Annotated in this window: 15 protein-coding genes, 1 tRNA gene and 1 pseudogene; 4 read left to right on the plus strand and 13 right to left on the minus strand. The window is 30.9% G+C overall.

All coding sequences use genetic code 11. The features are described from left to right. Positions 1–581: 581 nt before the first annotated feature. The 7 genes and pseudogenes from GOY13_RS03080 to GOY13_RS03110 form a co-directional block, all read right to left on the minus strand. Entirely contained in the window at positions 582–1,034 is a 453-nt protein-coding gene (locus tag GOY13_RS03080; protein WP_246214298.1) for a cell division protein FtsQ/DivIB, read from the minus strand. Positions 1,035–1,051: 17 nt separating this feature from the next. Continuing rightward, a pseudogene (locus GOY13_RS03085) lies at positions 1,052–1,991 on the minus strand (D-alanine--D-alanine ligase). Between the two features lie 776 nt (positions 1,992–2,767). After that, positions 2,768–3,142 (minus strand): ferredoxin family protein, encoded by a 375-nt coding sequence (locus tag GOY13_RS03090; protein WP_175814340.1) that lies wholly within the window; start codon positions 3,140–3,142, stop codon positions 2,768–2,770. A 1,762-nt stretch (positions 3,143–4,904) separates the two neighbouring features. After that, a complete protein-coding gene (locus GOY13_RS03095; RefSeq protein ID WP_175814341.1) occupies positions 4,905–5,381 on the minus strand; it encodes a hypothetical protein in 477 nt (158 codons plus the stop codon). An 8-nt stretch (positions 5,382–5,389) separates the two neighbouring features. Next, the gene (locus GOY13_RS03100; RefSeq protein WP_175814342.1) at positions 5,390–5,869 is read right to left on the minus strand and encodes a F0F1 ATP synthase subunit B family protein; all 480 of its coding nucleotides are present in this window, start codon (positions 5,867–5,869) and stop codon (positions 5,390–5,392) included. Positions 5,870–5,872: 3 nt separating this feature from the next. Continuing rightward, positions 5,873–6,100, minus strand: a complete 228-nt coding sequence (locus GOY13_RS03105; RefSeq protein ID WP_175814343.1) for a F0F1 ATP synthase subunit C — start codon at positions 6,098–6,100, stop codon at positions 5,873–5,875. Between the two features lie 61 nt (positions 6,101–6,161). Next, on the minus strand, positions 6,162–6,887 hold the full coding sequence (locus GOY13_RS03110) for a F0F1 ATP synthase subunit A (RefSeq protein ID WP_175814344.1): 726 nt from the start codon (positions 6,885–6,887) through the stop codon (positions 6,162–6,164). Between the two features lie 621 nt (positions 6,888–7,508). Between GOY13_RS03110 and GOY13_RS03115 the strand changes: the two genes are divergently transcribed. After that, a tRNA-Thr gene (locus GOY13_RS03115) sits at positions 7,509–7,581 on the plus strand. 1,182 nt (positions 7,582–8,763) lie between these two features. Here GOY13_RS03115 and leuS read toward each other — a convergent pair. From leuS to der, 4 genes are all read right to left on the minus strand, one after another. Beyond that, positions 8,764–11,316 (minus strand): leucine--tRNA ligase, encoded by a 2,553-nt coding sequence (leuS, locus tag GOY13_RS03120; RefSeq protein WP_175814345.1) that lies wholly within the window; start codon positions 11,314–11,316, stop codon positions 8,764–8,766. A 12-nt stretch (positions 11,317–11,328) separates the two neighbouring features. Then, a complete protein-coding gene (locus GOY13_RS03125) occupies positions 11,329–11,940 on the minus strand; it encodes a murein hydrolase activator EnvC family protein (RefSeq protein WP_175814445.1) in 612 nt (203 codons plus the stop codon). Positions 11,941–12,076: 136 nt separating this feature from the next. Next, the gene (locus tag GOY13_RS03130; RefSeq protein ID WP_175814346.1) at positions 12,077–12,556 is read right to left on the minus strand and encodes a disulfide bond formation protein B; all 480 of its coding nucleotides are present in this window, start codon (positions 12,554–12,556) and stop codon (positions 12,077–12,079) included. 50 nt (positions 12,557–12,606) lie between these two features. After that, complete coding sequence (gene der / locus GOY13_RS03135) at positions 12,607–13,932, minus strand: ribosome biogenesis GTPase Der (protein WP_175814347.1); 1,326 nt, start codon at positions 13,930–13,932, stop codon at positions 12,607–12,609. 2,437 nt (positions 13,933–16,369) lie between these two features. Here der and def point away from each other — a divergent pair. Further along, positions 16,370–16,906: a peptide deformylase gene (def, locus tag GOY13_RS03140; protein WP_175814348.1), complete on the plus strand. Its 537-nt coding sequence runs from the start codon at positions 16,370–16,372 to the stop codon at positions 16,904–16,906. Continuing rightward, positions 16,899–17,675, plus strand: coding sequence for a uracil-DNA glycosylase (locus GOY13_RS03145; protein WP_175814349.1), 777 nt, complete (start codon positions 16,899–16,901; stop codon positions 17,673–17,675). The genes def and GOY13_RS03145 overlap by 8 nt, the downstream gene beginning before the upstream one ends. Positions 17,676–18,041: 366 nt before the next feature. On the opposite strand, the gene guaB is transcribed toward GOY13_RS03145, so the two are convergent. After that, entirely contained in the window at positions 18,042–19,538 is a 1,497-nt protein-coding gene (guaB, locus tag GOY13_RS03150; RefSeq protein ID WP_175814350.1) for an IMP dehydrogenase, read from the minus strand. 744 nt (positions 19,539–20,282) lie between these two features. On the opposite strand from guaB, the gene GOY13_RS03155 reads away from it, so the two are divergent. Then, entirely contained in the window at positions 20,283–20,846 is a 564-nt protein-coding gene (locus GOY13_RS03155) for an RlmE family RNA methyltransferase (protein WP_175814351.1), read from the plus strand. A gap of 13 nt (positions 20,847–20,859) precedes the next feature. On the opposite strand, the gene GOY13_RS03160 is transcribed toward GOY13_RS03155, so the two are convergent. Next, a complete protein-coding gene (locus GOY13_RS03160; RefSeq protein ID WP_175814352.1) occupies positions 20,860–21,510 on the minus strand; it encodes a heme exporter protein CcmB in 651 nt (216 codons plus the stop codon). Between the last annotated feature and the right edge of the window lie 58 nt (positions 21,511–21,568).

Raw genomic sequence — 21,568 nt, forward strand, 5'->3', positions numbered from 1 at the left:
GTAGTTGGTATCTTTATAGTTAGTTTTTGTTATATTTGCTTTTATAGCCTTATTTATTCTTACATGTTTCACACTATGAAGTATTTTTAAGATATCATAAGATAATAATACATAATTAATTAATGATAAGGATATCTAATATGTTGCTTTTTATAATTTTCTTGAGACTTTATAGTTGGCTTCAATTAGTAAAAGAGTACTTTTTTATAAAAGTGATGTTATTCAGAATATGAAGATATGGGTATTTTCTAGATCTTAGCGTTAGATATTTGGGAACAAGAATGATAAGGATGTTGAGATGATAAAAATAAGTTACAAAAACATTATTCTTCAATAAAGATTTTATCTGTAATACGATATCAATTATGCTCAGTCTCTAAAGCTGAAATCGGCTGTACTTTTTAAGTAGTTCAGATAATCCGCACTATATTAGGTGTTACTTCAGGTAATTTTGCTTTGGATCCGTTATCAAGTATAATATACTATCTCCTATTTCCTAATATAAACAAGAAAAAATATGGTTGCTTAATTGAGTTTTTCTACGAGATATATTCAATGAGTCTTAAGTCTGATGACGAGTTTTATCCTGTGATTACAATGAGCTTATCTATCGAGTGACTATTTACAATTAATTTTCCTTCATGGTCAATTACTAAAGTTTTATCATTGTTACCCCAAGGAGTAAGAAGCTTATGTTCATGTACATTAATATGTAGTGTATTAGGCAAAATTCTATAAATTCTCACATATTTTATCCATTTGTTTTGGGACTGTATGTCATTAGCAAGATTTGAGAGTGATATATATATAATTGGTTGTGCTTTATTTATTAAGTTTAAAATATCTTTCTCATTTGTAAATTTGTTACCTGTAATAGCTACCTTGTCAATTGAAAATACATTACTTAGTAGAGTATATAAGTAGTTGTTGTACCAAGTAAGGTAATAATTAAGTTGGTTTGTAATTTTATTAAACGAGCTATGAAGTGCTGCTGTAAGAGAAAACGCTATTATAAGTAACAGAATACACTTCATGTAAAAAAATTTCGCTTTTAGTAACATTGCTCAACATTCAATTCACTTCTAATATTTTTGAGCTGATTCAACGATGATTTGAATTAATTTGTTAAAACTAATTCCTTTTGCTAACTCTGCAATTTTAGGAACTAATGATGATTCAGTAAGGCCTGGGTGTGTGTTAATCTCGAGCATTTTTAATGCTTTATTTTTAGGATCATAGCGGAAATCTGAGCGGGAGACAGTTCTGCATTCTAAAAATCGATGAATTCTCAATGCGTATTCTAGAGTCATTTTGTATATGTGATCAGGAATTTCTGCAGGAAATATATATTCTGTAAATCCACTTGTATACTTTGCTTTATAGTCATAAAATTTATTTTTTGGTCGTATTTCCATAGTGCCAATTGCTTCATCTAACAATACAGCAGTTTGCAATTCTACACCTGGAACATATTCTTCTATGATCATTTTCCCAATGGTAACAGTATCACTATATTTCAGGGTTAGATAATCCTCGTATGAGAGAATTATATGTACACCTATGCTTGACCCTTCATTGATTGGTTTTAAGACATATGGGTAATCAATTTTAATATTGTTTTTTAGTATATCTTTTTGGCTAATTATGTATCCTTTTGGTGTATTAATACCGAGATAATGAAATATGTGCTTAGACATCACTTTGTTCATAGCAACAGCGGAAGCCATTACTCCGGAATGTGTATATTTTATACCTAGGATTTCTAATAGACCTTGAATACAGCCATCTTCACCATAAGGTCCATGTAAAGCGATAAAAGCAAGATGAGGATTAATCTTTTTTAGCTTTTCAGTAATATTGCCATCGACATCTACTTCTATTGCTTTGTATGAAAGGCGGTCAAGTGCTTTCTTCACTGCTTTCCCAGTCATTAGTGATACTTCTCTCTCACTGGAAAATCCACCGATCAGAATTGCTATAGTTATATGCATAACATTCTTAGAATGATACATTAATTATAGCTACATATACCCCTTGCAAGTAGAAGAAAATTAGTTTAAAGCATTATTAATGCAACTCTTTTGTAAGTCTATCACAAAAAACTGCTTGTGTTAGCTAATACTTTAGTGTTAGAATTAATATATTATTAATAGGATTAAAAATAGTCAGAATTTGATAATTGTAATTTACTTAATGGTGCTCTAATCACTAACTTTACTGGTAGCATTTTTAGGTACTTGCATATGATATATGTAAGAGCAACAATTTTCATAAAGCTTTAGAACTTAATTAAATCTGATTTTTGTTAAAGCTTTTGATGCTATGTATTTGATTTTATGATATCTAAGTTTTCTAATTTTTTATTTATATTGTTCTAACTAAACTAATATAATATGTTATTCACGAAGCAGTAAGGCTAAGGAAATTTCTTTTCATTACAACATAGTTATAAGGAGATGTGCAAGATTTTCAGTAATGTTGTAGATAAATAGTATTTATGGTCTCTTATATGTGGGATGCGCAAAATTGATTTTTTGATGATTGCTTTAATATTTAGGATTATTTCTTATTTCAGAACTACTTCTAAAGGAAAGATCTAGTTACTTCCAGACTTAGACCCTACTATATAAAAATGCTTACCATGTCATGATAATACAGTAAATCATAGTAGCATAATTAGTAGAAGCATTTAAAATGATCAGTACTGTATGCTGTGAGAAATATAAAGAAGATATGGATACCAAGATAAGCTTTCTTCTAAAGAGAATTACTCTAGATTTTCATCAAAATAAGCTATCTTACCTTCTCTTTCCTTACACTCTTCTGCAGTATTTAAAGGTTGTTTTTTAGCAGTAATACTTGGCCATCTCCGTGAATATTTTTCATTTATATCATAAAACAACTTAAAATTCTTTTGTTCGCTACTCAGCAAATTTTCATCTAATCCTAAAATGTCTTTTATAGAATCATCAGTCACAATTGCATCCACTGGACATTCAGGTATACATACTCCGCAATCAATACATTCATCTGGATTAATCACAAGCATATTTTTGCCTTCATAGAAACAATCAACAGGACACACTTCCACACAATCTGTATATTTACATTTTATACATTTATCTGTAACAAAATGTGTCATAGAGCAATATATAATTACATATTGTATGTACACGAGACTAACAAGAAGTTCAAGTCCATTTTTATGTTACCATAATTCAAGTGCTAATTAATATTAGATTAGATCATTTCAGGTGATGATAAAGCTTTAAAATAATTGAGTAAGGTTTGCAATAATAAGAAGTCATACGGGTCAACACACATGGGAAGAAACCGGAATAGAGAAATTAGAGTTAAGGCTATTCTTACTATAATTCAGTTTGTCTTAACACTCTAGGAACATGTTGAATTGTCGATTAATAATTAAGAGACGAGGTAATTACAACAACAGTATATAGCTTATTTTTTAGCAAATGAGGAAATTTTACTAATGAGCTTGAGACCTGATTCAGCAAAAACTAATCATTACTTACAAGATGAATAGGCAATGCGGGAAATAGTAATTATAGAAATCATCTAACCATTTCCACAGAAAAAGCAATCGATGTAGTACACTAAAGGAAACATTGTTTTATACAAAAATTATTAAAAACAGTAAACTGGCAATTACCGATCTTTTCTCTCTATTAAAACTTGACCTTAGCATTTCCAGTAACAGTTAAGCTATATCCAACATAGCACAGATATTTAAGCAACTAAAGCATAAAAGTCATGATTTCTCAATAAAAACAAATTTCCTTATAGAGCAAGAAATAAAAGCATTTAAGATTTATGTATTTTCTTAAAAATCTAAATTGTATATTACTGAACTAGTCACCTAATTCTATATCCTGTTTTTACAGGTTTTTAAGCTTAGTTAGCATCTCCTATAATGTTATTACCTAAAAGATATTAAAAGATATTTTCCCATCAAATTCCCCCATGAGTAATTAATGCTACTGACTAAGTTGTGTCATGTTCATTTTTTATAATCCAAGCAATGAATATTGAATTAGTCCATTTTCCAATGGGGGGGAAGATTTTTATAAGGAGTCAACAATTATGATTGTAATAATTTGATTAAACCTACATAAGGATAATTTGTGATTATCATTAAAATTTAATTAATAAATGATTTTTCCAATTGTAATTGACCAAGCTTGTGTTGATGTTATGGATTACTGCCGTTTTTCTAGAAAAGTTTATGTCATAATTGCATGATTTTCCTTTCATTACTTTTATATGGCAAAGTATATTCTTTTTATATTTCGGCATATTTCCTAAGTATGCTTTTCTATTGAAGTTTGATGCCTAGTTCTAACCAAAGAAACTAAGTTTTCAATGTTTCCAGTCATGTATTTTATCGTTTGCTCTCTTTTAATAGCAGGCAATAAAGCCTGGTACACGTAAGAAAAATTTCTTCGGTCGTTTATTTAATCTATTTTTATATGGAGTCCCATATTAAGATGGGAGTTATAATTATGAGTTTAGATAAGTCATTAAAATATTCAACTAAATGGAAATACTAAAGCAAAATATGTATGCTTCTTGTCAGAGTTGAAATTTAAATCATAATTAAAGAAGAAGCTGGAAGACTACTTGCCCTAACACTTCTAATTAAAAGGTTGTGGTTCTTATATTAAATAGTTGGTGTAGATTTTAAATACTAAATGTGAGTTCAGGGAGTCTGACCCATGTATGTCAACCCTTCGTTAATATTTTCACTTCTGTAGCTAGAGCTTTGATCTAAAAAGATGGTATCTTGATTTGTATTCTAAAGGTATAGAGAAGTAGTATTAAATTAATGGAAAAATGAAACTAAAACGAGTCTTTTTATTCACTAGCTAAAAATTATTGCATTACATTTAATGTAGTTTTTTATTTAGATCCCGTGAAAGTGAAGATATAATCTCGCTACTACGCTTATCATCTTGGTGCATTTGCATTATTTTTTTTACAGTGTCAGCAGCTATGCTTGCTGTGTTAGCTTGTAAATCTCCAATTGCTTTTTCAACTTGATCACTCACTCTCTTTAAGTGGATGCTAGCATTCTTACTTAACGTTTGATCTAGTTGTTGTCTGTTGTACTTTATAATCTTATTAGCTTTGTCAAGTGCTTCATTCATTGTTCTATTAATTTCTTCGTCTAGTTTTTTATATTTTTCAGAAGATTTTTTATAATATTCCAACATATCCATTTTAAATTTTTCAACCTCTTGGTTTGTAAACTTACTTTTATTAAGCTTTTTATTAATGGTATCTTTTATTAATTTTTTTAATAACCTATATGAAAGAGCAAAGCCTACTAAAAAAGCAAGACTGACTATCATTGATGTAGACATAAAGACCCCTAAGATTCTTTGAATATCAAATTAGCAACAAATTCTTTTTCAATTTTTGAATTAGTCAATTTATTGTAGTAAATTAATGCAATATCAGTAGCTATTTGCTTTAATTCATCAGTATTCTCAAGTTTAAATTCTTCTACTTTTTCTTTAATAAGATTATTAGTTTTTTCATCTTCCTCTTTTATAGTATTTTTCACACTTACCTTCATTTTTTCTACTTGGGTAAGTGCATCAGCTATAACCTTTTTTGCTTGTGCTCTAGCTTCATTTAAAGCTAAGTTATACCTAATAGCCTGATTTTCTATAAGTCTCAAAAGATGAATAGAACTACTAAAAGAGTCTAACACTCTCTTGCTTCTGATGTTTATTATCTTATCCAACTTTGGTAAAAATAAGTAACTTACTATAAAAAAGAGCAGAAAGAAAAAAATTAAAAACCAAAAAACTTGAGAGGGAAAAGTTGAAATATCTAGTTGTGGCATACACTAAACAACAAATATCAATAGTAATGCAAGCAGAAATGCAAATAATCCCATTGCTTCAACTAAAGCTGCTCCTGTATAGACATATTTTTTCATCTTATCTTCTGACTCAGGATTTCTAGCAAGACCACTTAGCATGGTAGAAAATATATTTGCTACACCAGTACCAGCTCCAAGCATACCAAGTACACTTAATCCAATTGCTATAAATTTTAAAGCTACCAAATCCATATATTACCTTAACTATTTCCTTAACAGGATTAATTATAAAATACCCTGTAGACAAAGTCAATTACTTTACTGCATCTGATAAGTACACACATGTTAAAGAAGTGAATATGTAAGCTTGCAAAATCGCAACAAACACTTCAAATCCTATTAGGGCTACTATGAATAAAAATGGTATAGGGGCTAAGGTTAAATGCATATTCATAACAAATCCTGCTATTACCTTAATAATTGTATGGCCTGCAATCATGTTTGCAGCAAGCCTAATTGATAAACTTATGGGTCTTGCAAGGTAAGCAAAGATCTTTATAAGAACCATCATTGGAGCAAGCCATAACGGAGTACCTTTTGGCAATAATATATGCAAAAACCTTATTCCTCTTTCCTTGAACCCAACAACAGTTGTATAGGTGAAAACTACTATTGATAAAGCGAAAGTAACTATTATGTGGCTTGTAACTGTAAAACAGTATGGGAGGATACCAACTAAATTACAAGATAAAGTAAAAACAAATACTGTGAATATTAATGGAATATGCTTTAAGCCTTTGCTTCCAGTGTTATTTTCTATTATTGAAATAACAAAATCATATATATATTCAATTACAGCCTGTAAATGTCCTGGCATTATTGATTTTTGTCTTACTCCGAATAGTAAAAAAAGTATAACTGACACTACTGAAATCATCATAAAGAAAGATGAGTTGGTAAAATTTATGTTATATCCAAATAATTTTGGTAACTCTATTATTGTATATATTTTAAATTGTTCTAGCGGATTTAATACCATTTTTATAAAGATTTAAACTATATCAGAAATTATGGTATAGATCCTATGAGGTGTAGTCAACAAAATACTATGTACTATAGAGTGTTTTTACTACTTTATTTCAGGATTAAGATTCTTACATATTATGTATGATAGATTGAATGTTTTCTGTATTCTTGGCTATAAATTTACATTTAAATAAAGTTATTACTTTCATAACCAAGTCAAGTTAATTTGATTTATATAGATTTTCTAGAGAATATTTTGGTATAGGTAAGAAATATTCCCTTACATCTTTTTATTTAAGATTATACAACTTAGATCATGAGTCTAATTAGACTTTGGGGTATATGGTATTCATTGTTATATATTTCTATGACCATTAAAGAACTTAATTATATTACCAGAATACATCATACTTGTAAGCTACTGCACAAAGACTAACTTTTGTAGTATTAGAGTTTTTTTTAACTACAGGCTAAAAATAATTATTCTTATTACTTTTTTTGATAAATATAGTTTTATACTTAGATCTAGCTATTTTAGCAGGAACTTTCTCATGTTATTTTAACTTGCAGTATTTTGATAGTTTGAGAAATTAGTTGACGAAAATCCGTTAATAATTGTATCTATATAACAGATGCCGGCTTAGCTCAATTGGTAGAGCAACTGACTTGTAATCAGTAGGTTGTCAGTTCAAGTTTGACAGCCGGCACGTATTAGGTAAGGCATAAGGTGAACAGAAGAAACTTCTATTGGTAAATAGAGCTTTTTAATACTATATAGAATAGCAGATAACTGAGAGTTCAATCCCCTTATTAAGTAAGGTAAGAAGCTTTATATTAGCTAAAAAAGGTATATTCCAAAGCAAAGCTAAAGATAGAATAATCTCAAAAGAACAATGTGGAACTTACGTTATAGCTGATCTGACATTCTTGTTATTTGGTTCTTGAAATATTTATTATGTTTATGTAGATGGTGTTAAGGTATAGCTAAGTCTGCATAACTTCATTTATGCTTAATCTCACATTATATTTTAAGCTCTATCTATGGCAGGTAAAGGTCATGCTGGTTTATTAAGATAGTTTTTCAGATGAGTAAAATATGCTCTTACAGCTTTTATAATGTCAATTTTAGATCATGTCATATATACTGTTAAAGCCTGGCCTTTTAATAAAATCTGACTAGAAGATTAGCAGTTTATTATATGTCACATGCAGCGTTAATATTCTTGTGCTTGCTAAGTTATGAACATATTTTAAAATATCTACTGTTTAAGTTTAGATTTATATTAGTTTTTCCATATCTTAATCATAAGAAACATTATAAATTTCTCCTCGCTTTTTAGGAAAAATTATTCCACTATTTTTATAGGTAGTGAGATTCATTTAACTTTTACTGTAATTCTGACCTACACTAACTGTTGTAGGGTGATTTCGTAAATCAGTACTAAACTTCAATGTTACAGAGGTAGAGTTTAATATCTTCTTCACTAAAGATGCACTTTTATAGTCTTTTTTCCATTATCTGCTTCATTAGTACGAATAAGTGAAACTCTACAATTCCACTCATAGTTTCACTGTGTCATTTGTAATTAAAAATAGTTAAGTGGATCAGCTTGTTGAAAGACTTAGGTATTGAAATATCGCTTAAAAATTAAAATTAACTTTCTTTTTATAACTAACTACTAATACAAAGGCTAGTAGATTTCGCAATAAAGAACTACTCTTCAGCTTCAAAGTTTGATTTACCTAGTGTTTGACTCCTTAGATAACTTATCTATCATTAATAATGCTGCTAAAAATAAAGTGAGAAGAATAGCTAATTAGGATATAACATCTTGTGCAGGAAAATAACAACTAATCCTTTAAAAAGGAGTATTGATCGTGATATATGTCTAAGTAAATTCCTTTACAACTATATTTACTATCTTGTTTGGTACAGTATATATGTCCTGAACTTTATTCTGATCAATTTTATTAGATACAAAGCTTATTGCTATTTTCTTTAATTCATCTTTAGACAAGTTGGTTGGTACCTCAATTGTTGCACTCAATTTTCCATTGATTTGCACTGCTACAGTTACTACATCATCAATCAGTAGTGACTTAACAGCTTTTGGCCAAGGCTGTAGGTATAGCATACCTTTACCCCCTATTTCTTGCCATAGACTTTCTGCTAAGTGTGGCATAACCGGTTCAATTACCCTGATTAGTATACATATTCCTTCATCAATGAGGCATTTCCCATTTTTTACATCTATTTCAGATATTAGATTTGTCATCTCACGAAATTTTGCTACTGCACAATTTAATCTGCAATTTTCTAAGTCATCTGTAATTCCGTATAAGAGTCTATGAATTTTCTTTCTGTATTTTAAAAGTTTACCTGTAACATTTTTGCCTGGTGTCATTTTAGCATGTAATAATACATCTTCTCTTTTTGTCTCAGTTTCAACTAGTTGGATGTTGTGAAATTGATTTTGAATGTTAATAGGTTTTAATTGCATTACCATATGCCATAATTTATTCCGATAACGGAAACATCCTTCTATGCCATCACATGACCATTCTATGTCTTTTTCTGGAGGAGTGTCAGACAATACAAATAAGCGAGTAGTATCTGCACCATATTTTTCGATAATAAAATTTGGGTCAACTGTGTTCTTTTTTGACTTGCTCATTTTCTCTGCCTTACCAACCAGAATCTTAAAACCTAGATCTGCTAGTTTTTTTGCTTCTTCAGGAAAAAGTAACTTACCGTTTTCATCTTTGTAAGTTCTATGACAAACCATTCCTTGGGTGATTAAAGTAGAGAAAGGTTCCTTAACATCAAGATAACCACATCTAGTTAAAGCATGGCAGAAAAATCGTGAATAAAGCAGGTGCAAGATTGCATGTTCTATTCCACCTATGTAATAATCGACAGGCATAAAGTGATTACATGCATCTTTATTAATAGATTTGTCTTCACTACAAAATGCAGCAAAATACCAAGAAGATTCAAAAAAGGTATCAAATGTGTCAGTTTCACGCTTTGCTTGCTCTCCGCATTTTGGGCAGTTAACAAATTTCCATGTTGGATGTTTATCTAGTGGATTCCCTCCACTTGTAAATTCTACTTCTGTTGGCAGAATTACAGGAAGGTTTTTTTCTGGTACTGGGACAATGCCACAATCTTTACAATATATGATAGGTATAGGACATCCCCAATAACGTTGCCTTGAAATCCCCCAGTCATGTAAGCGGTATTTTACTGTTTTTTTGCCTATTCCTTTCTCTTCAAGCTTCTTGGTAGCTACCTCTTTTGCTTTACTGGCTGTTAACCCATTTAAGAATTCAGAATTAAATATCACTCCATCACTAACATATGCTTCTTTTAATATCCCTGTAGTTTGTACTCCATTTTTATGAATTACAGGAATAATTGGTAGATCATATTTTTGTGCAAATTCAAAATCACGCTGATTGTGTGCAGGACATCCAAAAATTGCACCTTCTCCGTGTTCCATTAACACGAAATTTGCTACATAGAGTGGTAATTCCTTATCCAGAAATGGATGTTTTACGTTTAATCCAGTGTAAACTCCAGTCCTTTCATCATTTTTTTCATTTTTTTTTATATTATTAATAAATCCCTGTATTTCTTTATTCTTAAAATTCTGTACAATAAAATGCTCTGCAGCTACTGCACAAAAAGAGGCACCAAACAAAGTATGAGGGCAAGTTGTAAAGACCTTTAATCCCTTATTCAAACCAATTATTTCAAACTCTATAGTTACCCCTTCATATTTTCCTATCCAGCGTTCTTGCATTGTTTTAACTTTTTCAGGCCATCTTTTTAAACTTTGTAAGTACTTAAGTAAATCTTCGGCAAAATCAGTAACTTTTAAAAACCACTGGGATAATTTACGTTTTTCAACAACTACACCAGAGCGCCATCCTTTCCCATCAACAACCTGTTCATTTGCAAGTACTGTCTGGTCTACTGGATCCCAATTAACCCATGACTCTTTTCGATAGGCAAGCCCATGTTTTAAAAGGTCCAAAAAAAATTTTTGTTCATGTTTATAATAATCAGACTCACACGTAGACAGTTCACGCTCCCAGTTGTAAGAAAGACCTATGGATTTTAGCTGCATACGCATGTTATCTATATTTTCTTTTGTCCAAATTGCTGGGTTAATATTGTTTTCCTTTGCTGCATTTTCAGCTGGTAATCCAAATGCATCCCATCCAATTGGATGTAAAACCTCAAATCCACAAGCTCTCTTATAGCGAGCTATCACATCTCCTATTGTATAGTTACGTAAATGGCCCATGTGAATTTTACCAGATGGATATGGAAACATCTCTAGCACGTAACATTTATTTTTTTTGCTATTCTTGCTTACAGAAAAGTTCCACTTATCTTGGTAAAATTTTTCTATACTTTTGAAATCATATTTCATATAAATGAAAACTCAATTGCAATCTGTGTGTACCAAAGGATCAATTGCTTGCCCGTTATGTCTTATTGTAAAGCACATTTGAGGATATTTGTCTTGTGTGCCTAATTTTCCTGCAGACCCAATAATCTGGCTCTGTTGTATCTTATCACCTATTTCAACATATATATTTTTCAAGTAGGAATATATAGTCATGTAATTATCTTTGTGTTCCACTATAATTAGATTCCCATACCACCTAAGCCCTTTGCCTACATATATTACTTTACCAGGTGCAGAAGCGACCACATTTGTTCCATTTTGTGCAACAATTTTTACTCCATCTTTACATGCTTTATCAAAAGAAGCAAATGTACCTTTTATTGGCATTATGAATTTGCAATTTACAGCACTAGCTTTTATGCTTTGCACATCATTTTTGTTCCTGTATACCCTGCTTATAATGTTTTTTTTATTTTCTTTTACTGAAGAATCAATGTCTCCTCTGGTCAAACGGTATTCCCTTGTATACTCTAGATCTCTTTTCCCATAAAACTCCTCACCTTTAAGCAGCACAGGTGCAGGTTTTTGTAAACTACAGTTCACTAATATTACTAATAATATAAAGAACAAGGCTATGCGGCACATAATAAGCTTATTTGTGGCAATTTGAAACATATTAAATAGCTTCCTTCATTAAGGAAACAAAATTTTTTGCTAGTAAAACATTCTATTCTTCTTTCTTCCTGTTTCTTTAGTAAGATTGACAATAAAATTACTGCTGTTAAGCTTTAATGTTTCTTTTCTTAGAATACATTCTTCTTAATAAGAATAGAGTTAATGTAAGGTAAATAAGATTCCATGTTGCTAAGGAAATACCAAGAACATAATAAGGCTTGTTGCAGGATGGAGAATAATTAGGGTTTAATAGTTTATCTCTAAGCTCTTCTATGTTAATATTACCACTTGCTATTTGCTCTGTACAACCTAAAATATCATAAAACAAATGTAACTCAAGGCCCACGTGATAAAAGGATATTGCTGCACCTATAAGATAGCTACAAAACATTGTATAGATTAGTATTTTGCTGTCTTTGAACATATACATTACTGCAAGTAATCCTGTAATATAGTAAACTGCTCGCTCATATATACATAGTTTACATGGCAGCATATTAAAAAAATACTCTAGCACATATGCAAAAATTATTGCAAAAGCGCTTGACAACAAAAATGTTAAAGAAATTTTAGAGTTATTAGACATATTTTTAAGTAGGTTATTATAAAGACTTCTGTAAATATAGAATAGAATATTTATTTTACGTAAGGATTTTTATTCTTTCTCAAGAGTAGCCTAACTGGCACGCTTTTACCAAAGAAACTCTTCCTGAGATTATTAATTAAGTATCGTTTGTAACTCTCATCTATACCTTCAGGTATATTACATACTAAAGAAAAGGCAGGAGGTTTAGTACCAATCTGGGCAATATACTTCATTTTAATCGCTCTACCTTTTACAAGCGGATGAGGATGATTATTCAAAGCACTAATTAACCACTTATTCAACTTTGCAGTACCAATCTTCCTGTTTAATAATTGATTTATCTCAAGGCATTTATCTATCACATGACTGCAACGTATACCTTTTAATGCAGAAATTGTTATAATTGAAACTTCCAGGGATAGCCGAGTTATTTTCTGCTGCTTTACAAATTTTATTAATTTGCTCCTATCATCTTTATTTATTAAATCCCATTTGTTTAAAACAATAATAATTCCTTTTCCTGCTTTTATTATAAATTCGCCAATTGATAAACTCTGCTGCTCAACCCCAATAATGGAATCTATCATTAAAATTACCACATGAGAACGCTTTATTGATTCCATGCTTTTTTTCATGAATCTTGATTCTAAGTTGTCTGTAATATTCACTTTTTTGTAGATTCCTGCAGTGTCAATGAGAGTAATTAACTCTCCATTGTAATTGTATGTAATGTCCACAGAATCACGTGTAGTTCTTGGTTCTGAACTTGTTATTAGTCTATTTTCTGCTAGTAAACTATTTAAAAAGGTTGACTTCCCAACATTTGGACTGCCAATTATTGCAATTCTAAGCTTACTGGACTTATCAGCTGGTAATTCAGTGTCTTGATTTAGATTTTTAATAGCGCCAGACAACGCTTCATAAAGATCAATCATGCCAAGGTTGTGCTCAGCTGAGATGTATACTGGACCTATGAAATCAAAAAACTGTAGGTAGTCGACATTCTTAGATCTGTGACTTTCACATTTATTTGCTATGAGTATTATAGGATTATTTGTTTTTTTCTTCAGCCATTTTGCAAACTTCTTATTTTGTTCATCTTGTATTTTTGCATCAACAAGAAAGAAAATTATGTCTGAGTCGAATAAAGAAATCTCAATCTGCTCAATAACTTGTAATGAGAAATTAGTTCTGTCATCCCACCCTCCTGTGTCTATAACTGTAAATTCCAAATCACTAATTCTTCCTACTTCTTCACGTCTATCTCTTGTTATTCCTGGAATATTGCTTATTACTGCTGCTTTTCTCCCTACTAGCCTATTAAATAGGGTTGACTTGCCAGCATTCTGTAGACCTACTATGGCAATTCTTAGCATAGATTTCAAGTGCAAAGTAAATTGTAATCAGAATTTTTTAATTTAGCTACTGGTTTTACAAATTGTATCAGTATAATGATAGAGAAAAATGCTTCGCCTTAAATTTATTAAGTAAAGCCAAAATATAGCAATTACCAATGTTTGAGCAAGTAACAAATGCGAGTTAAGAGGGGTTAAGAAAGCGAGAAGTATAGAAGCCTTATGTGAAAATAGAGCGTTTAGAAGAAACAAGTAATTCACAATTAAGTGTGATGATATAAACAAATCTGGAAAGAAAATGGAAAAAGATTTTATGAGAGCGGAAGATTAGAGTAGGTATAGAATATTTTGTGAATGTAAAACTATGAAAATGTTAAGCGAGTTGTTAAAAATTATAAATCTTGCATAGGTAAAATAATGTTTGGTAAGCTGTGTTGGATTAATATATGATGTGATGTTATATAACAAGAAAAAGCAAGCAGTAAGGAAAATATTATTGATAGAACATTAATAAAAGATGTAAGTCTCAATCAAAAAGGCAAGGTTTAAGTTTTAAAAATTGGGAAAGGAAAGTTAAATTTTCTTTGTTTTTAAGTAACTTATTTCATAAGGTATAATGTGTTAGTAAATAAATCTTAGATTTGTATCATAGCAGAATAAATCAAACCTCAAATGAAAGCGTAGTGATTGCTTATTATACCTAGAGCAAGTTATACAGTGGTATCAAATAATGATAAAAAGAAGAAATTATAGCGAAGAGAGGCAACGAGTTTTATTGTATAAAATGTTCAGAGAAGAGTGTTATTACTTTGAAAAAGTCCCAAAACTCAGAATTTGGAGATTAGAATATGGTGCGTTAAGAAGTATGAAGGAAATGATGCATCTACTATGTAATTGACAATTGATATATTACATATTAATGGTAAACTAAAAATGACTCTTAATTCAGGTAATAGAAAATTAAGATGGTTCTATTTTCTAATAGAACTCATGAACATGAAAACAATGTACTAATTCTGGTATGATTAATGTTATATATAGATGATAAGAATTGTGAAGTCCTCTTAAAACATTGAAAGGATCTAAAAGATCAGCCATGTTATAGGAAAAGTCATTAGAATAAAAATTCTGCTTGGTAAGAACAGAAAGCAAAGTGTTTAGTATTTTAGAAGGAGTTGGTGTACTTGAATGCGCTAATTATATTCACTACTTTTGGCTTAGAGGTTTTATTACTTAATGCACTGTATGTGCAATAGTATACCCAGGTATTCTATGATTTTTGATTTTACCAAATGTTAAAATTTTCTTATTTTGTTATCGTGACAAGCATTTCAGGGTCCTTCTCATAAAAGAAAAGTATCAAATTATAAGCTTTATAGAACCTATAGCAGCAGAAAATACTTGGTTTTTATCGCATTTGTTTCTTTAAGGGCCGAAAAAGACTCAAGGTATCCAGTATTTGTTTATTAATATGTAACTTACGATCTCTCCCATACTTATAAGTTGACTAGTTTCTCCTATAAGAACTGCTTTATTAATTTAGTCTTTCTGCCTTTAAAATTGCTCCTTTACTAATTCAAGCATTGCTTCAACTCTTGGTTTTATAATATCAATAAGCTTGTATTTAGATACTTGAGTTAGTTTATCATCTCCATATTTATGGATCATAATGTATTCAGTTTTATCTATCAAGGTTATGGCAGTGTTACCATGCAATATTTTTATATGCCCTGCATATTCTATGCTTGTACATAGTTCATAAGCTATGTCTCAGGTAATATGAACAACTCCTATTGGAATGCTGTTTGCATATATAACCTTACCTCCTTAAGAATTCTGACTACAGTGTAACCATCTATATCAACAATAGCAGTTCTGAGCTCTTTCTCATCTTAGCATAGGAAAGTAAATCCCACAGAATATGCAGAAGCAACACAACTAGCCATACTTATCGCTATCATTATACTTTTCAAATGTTTGGAAAACTACAAGTTTTATATCTCTGTCAGAAATTTTATGATTATCTTCTATAATTTCATTTGTACGTTGAAAGATGAAATTTCACATCCAGCAACTTCAACACATACTTGTTCTATGATTTTTTTGATGCTTTTCAGCAATACCTATAGTTGATGGAATGGAGTCGGTTGTATCCCTTGCATATCAGTTACTGATCTGCTATATCTTCTGCAATTTTGTAACCTGTTCCTGCCATTTTATATCTGAGTTATTACTGATCTCAACAATTAGGAATAATCTCTATTCTACCTGTATCTAAAACAAAAAATATTTTTTTTGGTTTTATTATTACTGTAGAATACAGTAGTTGATTAATTATAGAATATCATTTAAGTTATGGATTGCTTTTAATTTATATTTCTGTTGTAGAAATGCATCAACATTTTTATACCTAAATATTGGATAGAATGGGAAGAAAAACTAGTAAAATTATAGTATTATGTCTAAACTGAAAATTCTAATTTTCCCACATGAAAAGTTAACCACACGTGCCAGTCAAGTAGATGATATAAATGATAAAATCATAGAATTAGTAAATGACATGTTTGAAACTATGTACAATGCGGAAGGTTTTGGCCTTGCTGCAGTACAGGTTGGAGTGTTAAAAAGAGTTTTTGTTATGGATGTCTATCTAGAAGATATCGAAAGTCGATCAGCAGGGCATGAGTCGATAGGTAAGTTTTGTATGATTAATCCTGAAATTATGGAATTGTCTGATGAACAAATAATTCTCAAAGAAGGATGTCTTTCAATTCCTGAGCAAAATTATGAAATTAAGCGTCCAAAGTACCTGACTGTGAAATATAAAAATTTAAATAATGAGGTAAAAACACTGAAAGCTTGCGGTTGGCTTGCAAGATGTATTCAGCATGAGATAGACCACTTGAATGGTATATTATATATTAAACATTTATCTAGATTGAAGCACAATATGGCTATGAGGAAGGCACAAAAAGTTAAGAGGCGATATGAGTGATAAAGATCTTGAGTTATTAAAATTTTACCATGAGGAAGGTATTGATTGCTCTCTAAAAGAAATAGAAGAAAGAAGTGATAAACTTATACAGTCCAATGATGTTGATAGGAGGGATCAAGAAAGAAAACGGCAATTCATGTTTCCAAGTGACCGTGTAATTGAAGCAAGAAAACTTGCCAGTAAATGTAATAGTATAGAGGAATTAAAAAATACAGTTTCATCATTTGAAGGTTGTGAGATAAAAAAGACATCCACTAACACTGTTTTTTCTGATGGTAATCCAAATGCAAAAATTATGCTTATTGGTGAAGCTCCAGGTATGAATGAGGATCTACAAGGCATACCATTTTGTGGTATGAGTGGAATACTGCTTGATAGAATGTTAAGTGCAATAAACCTAGATCGTACTAAAGTATATATAAGCAATGTTATATTTTGGCGTCCACCAGGTAATAGGAAACCAACTGATTTGGAGATTGACATGTGTAAGCCATTTGTTGAGAAGCATATTGTACTAGTTTCACCACAAATTCTGATCTTATTAGGAGGAATTGCATGCTATAGCCTTCTTAACAACACAGAAACTATATCTGCCATGCGTGGTAAGTTTCATGCTTATACTAATCAATACTTATTTCATTCAATTACTACAGTTGCTATGTTCCATCCAGCCTACTTACTTCGTCAACCAGCACAGAAACGTTTAGCTTGGAAGGATTTGAAGATGATCAGAGAGTATCTTGATAGCAACTGTACTGGTATTTTGTGAGGCAATCGTTAACGTTAGGAAGTAGCTGAATAAAGAATTTACTTAACAATTTCAGCAACTTACTTCTTTAAAGCTAACAGTATCAGTATCTGTTTTTAAAATTTTTTAACCTAAACTTAGTAGTAAACTAGGTAAAAACACGATGTTTTTGATAGATTTATACGTGTCTTTTAAGTTTTTCTAAACTTAGAAAGTACTCCTGGATAAGCATCATGAAAAAAATTATTGGCATCTATTATGAGAAAAGAGTAGAAACCGAAATTATATTCATTTTTTCTTCTACTTAGCAAACATTCAATAGTTATTCTGGCTAGACTAAATGAGAATTGTTATTTCGATACAAACAGAGGCGCGATCACATGAATTTTACTCTAAATCAGATACTGATGAATTAGGTATTTGATATGTGTAATTTAGATCGTTTTGTGTGATAACTATATCATGAGCATGGCTTTCTCTTAATCCTGATGCAGTGATAGTGATAAATTTGCAATTTTTTCTCATTTCTTCTATATTCCTGTTACCAGTATAACCCATTGCAGCCTGCAATCCGCCAATTAGCTGATGGATTACCTCTGAAGCAGGACCTTTGAATGGAACTTTCCCTTCTACTCCTTGTGGTACTAATTTTAGTTTTGAATCTTTATTCTGAAAATAACGGCTAGCTGAGCCTCTTTTCATTGCGCTAATAGACCCCATCCCTCGATAGCTTTTGTACGTTCTGCCATTGCATGTGATAACCTCACCTGGGCTTTCATTAGTACCTGCAAAGAGTGAACCAATCATTACAGAATCAGCACCTGCTGCAATAGCTTTTGCAATATCTCCTGAGCATTTTATACCACCATCAGCAATTAATCTTATTTTTCTTGCCTTGCATACTTCTGCAATGTTCTGAATTGCGGAAAACTGTGGGACACCAACACCAGTAACTATCCTTGTTGTACAGATCGACCCAGGCCCTATACCAACTTTTACTGCGTCAACTCCTACATCAATTAAAGCTTCAGCAGCTTCTTTTGTAGCAATATTTCCACCTACTAGCTGTATATTTGGGTACATAGCTTTTATTTCCTTAATAGTATTAATAACATTTTCGGAATGACCATGAGCAGTATCTACAATAATCGCATCAATTTCTTTCCCGATCAAAGCTTCACATCTTTCGATGCCATCCTTTTTACCAGTACCAATTGCAGCAGCAACTCTTAATCGCCCTTTACTATCTTTGCATGAATTAGGATATCTATTATATTTTTCGATATCCTTAACTGTGATTAGTCCTATACAACAAGAATTTTCGTCTATAACTAAAAGCTTTTCTATTCTATTCGCGTGTAGCAACCTCATTGCTGAAGTACTGTCTACTTCTTGTTCACGGACTGTAATTAACTTGTCTTTTGTCATTACCTCAGAAACTTTTATATTTATACCTCGGCCTTCAATAAATTTTACATCTCGATTAGTGAGAATACCAACTAACTTATGTTGATCAACTACAGGAATGCCAGAATAATTGTGTTCTCTCATTAGTAAAATTGCTTCTGCAACTGTTTTATTTGGTGAAATTGTAATTGGATTGTATACGATCCAGCTTTCATACTCTTTTACCCTTTTTACCTCTGAAACTTGCTCCTCTATCGATAAGTTTTTATGTATGCAGCCTATTCCCCCATGTTGTGCAATAGTTATTGCAAAGTCTGATTCAGTAACAGTGTCCATTGCAGAGGATACAAGAGGAATGTTGAGTTCTATATTATTTGTTAGATAGGTCTTTGTGTCAGTATCACAAGGTAATATGTTAGAATGAGCTGGTAAAAGAAGTATATCGTCAAACGAATAACAAACTTCCATTTTTTTCATAGGCTTTATTTAAAGCTTATACGTCAATTGGTTGAATTGCAATAGGCTTTGTTAGATTAACTTAAATTGACTTAAACAAGGAGTTACTTTACTTCATTACTATTGATATAGTAGTAGCACTGTATTTCACTTAATTACTAATTGCTTTCAATCAGTTTATAAAAAACACCTAGAAAAACACAAAAGTTACATCAGGTCAAAAACAAAGCAGATAATGTGATAAAGCAAAATAGAGAAAGAAAAGGTGATAACGTGCTTGTACCTTCTTTAGAAGAGAACATCAAATTTATAAGAGTATATAAAGATATCAATGATAATTGAACGATAAAATGGTTTGCTATAATGTTAATTCAAATAGTATAACCAATTCAAAGGAGAAGGAACATCTGCATATAGTTTAATATTAAGACCAGTAATAATAATGAAATAGGTAACAGCAGTATATAAGACAAAGTAATAATCAGCTAGTTTTAGAAAGATGCAAAAAGGATTAAAGAGAACTTCAAAATATTCAAAGTAAATCTACTATTAAGAATAAGTTACATCCATTTAAAACAATAACTTACAAGAATAGTTAAGAAAGTACTCATACACATTAGTAAAAGAGTAGTCAAGAAAGAGCTAAAAGCTATAATCGGTAATAGATGATTTTTATGTACAGCAATAAAAACTAGAGTAAAAACAGCTAAAGGGCGGAAAATATCTTCAACTAGATGGTTATGTCGTCATTTAAATGATAAATATGTGCAAAGAACCAGCAAGGATGGCTATAGATCACGCTCAGCATACAAGTTGATAGAGATAGATAATAAATTTAAATTATTCCAAAGAGGGCAGAAAGTCATTGACCTTGGTGCTTTTCCTGGAGGTTGGTCACAAGTTGCGTCACAGAAAGGAGCTAATGTAGTTGCAATTGATACAAAACAAGTCAACTTGATTGATGGAGTAGAGTACATAAAGTGTGATATTGTAAATGAGCTTGAAATTTTAAAAGAAAGACTTAAGGATCAAAGATTTGACGTAATTCTGTCTGATATGGCTCCGGAATCTTGTGGTGTAAGATCATTAGATCATATTAGGATCATGTTTTTATGTAAATTAGCACTTAATCTTGCAAATTATTGCCTAGCCTGCGGTGGCAAATTTGTAGTAAAAGTTTTTCAAGGTGAATCTGATATGGACTTTTGTAACGAATTAAAAAAAATATTCAAAATAGTAAAATACTTTAAACCAAGATCAAGTAGATCTGAATCTACAGAAATATATTTAGTAAGTTTAGACTTTACTAAAAATAGATTTTTTTCATAGGAATGAGAAACTTTTAGTCCTGTTCTATAGCAAACTTTAATGCCATATAGACAGCTATAGTGCTGTTAATCATCATAATTAAAAAAATTAAAGCAGTAATAAGTAATGTATGAATACTCAGAGATAAACTTTCAAACTGAACTAGCAATTTGAAATACACAAAAGTTGGCATTATGATTGGTAAAATAAGGACTTGTGGTACTCCTGATGCTAAGAAACTATTTCGACCAATCATTAATGCATTCCCAGTAGCTGAGATATTAATTACTATCAGCATATTGAGTAATAAAGACAAACCAACTATCATCGAGTATTTAACACCAGTGCCTAAAACTACGGAGCTAAATACAAAAGAAATTACTGCAATCGGAAATCCAAATAATACCCAGTGAATAAAAATTTTGTAAATAATCATAAGCTTAGAGGAAAACGGTTGTATAAAGATCTGCTCTAATATTCCATCACGATAATCAGGAGCAAATAAATTGCTTGTAGAGATTTGCAGAACAAACGCAGCACATATCCATATCAATGCTAACATAGTTTCTTGTTCACTGTCATTCCCAAGTGTGAGTGAAGATAAACTTAACATTACAATGAAGATACATATTACATAGATGAGATCACTATTACTTGCCACTAACCTTCTTATTGAGCTGATCATGCTAGGCTTTTAAAGATTTATTATAAATTATAGTGTTTGCTTTGAGATAGTATATTGA

Origin of the sequence: Wolbachia endosymbiont of Cruorifilaria tuberocauda (genome assembly GCF_013365475.1) — a bacterium.
GTDB lineage: Bacteria > Pseudomonadota > Alphaproteobacteria > Rickettsiales > Anaplasmataceae > Wolbachia.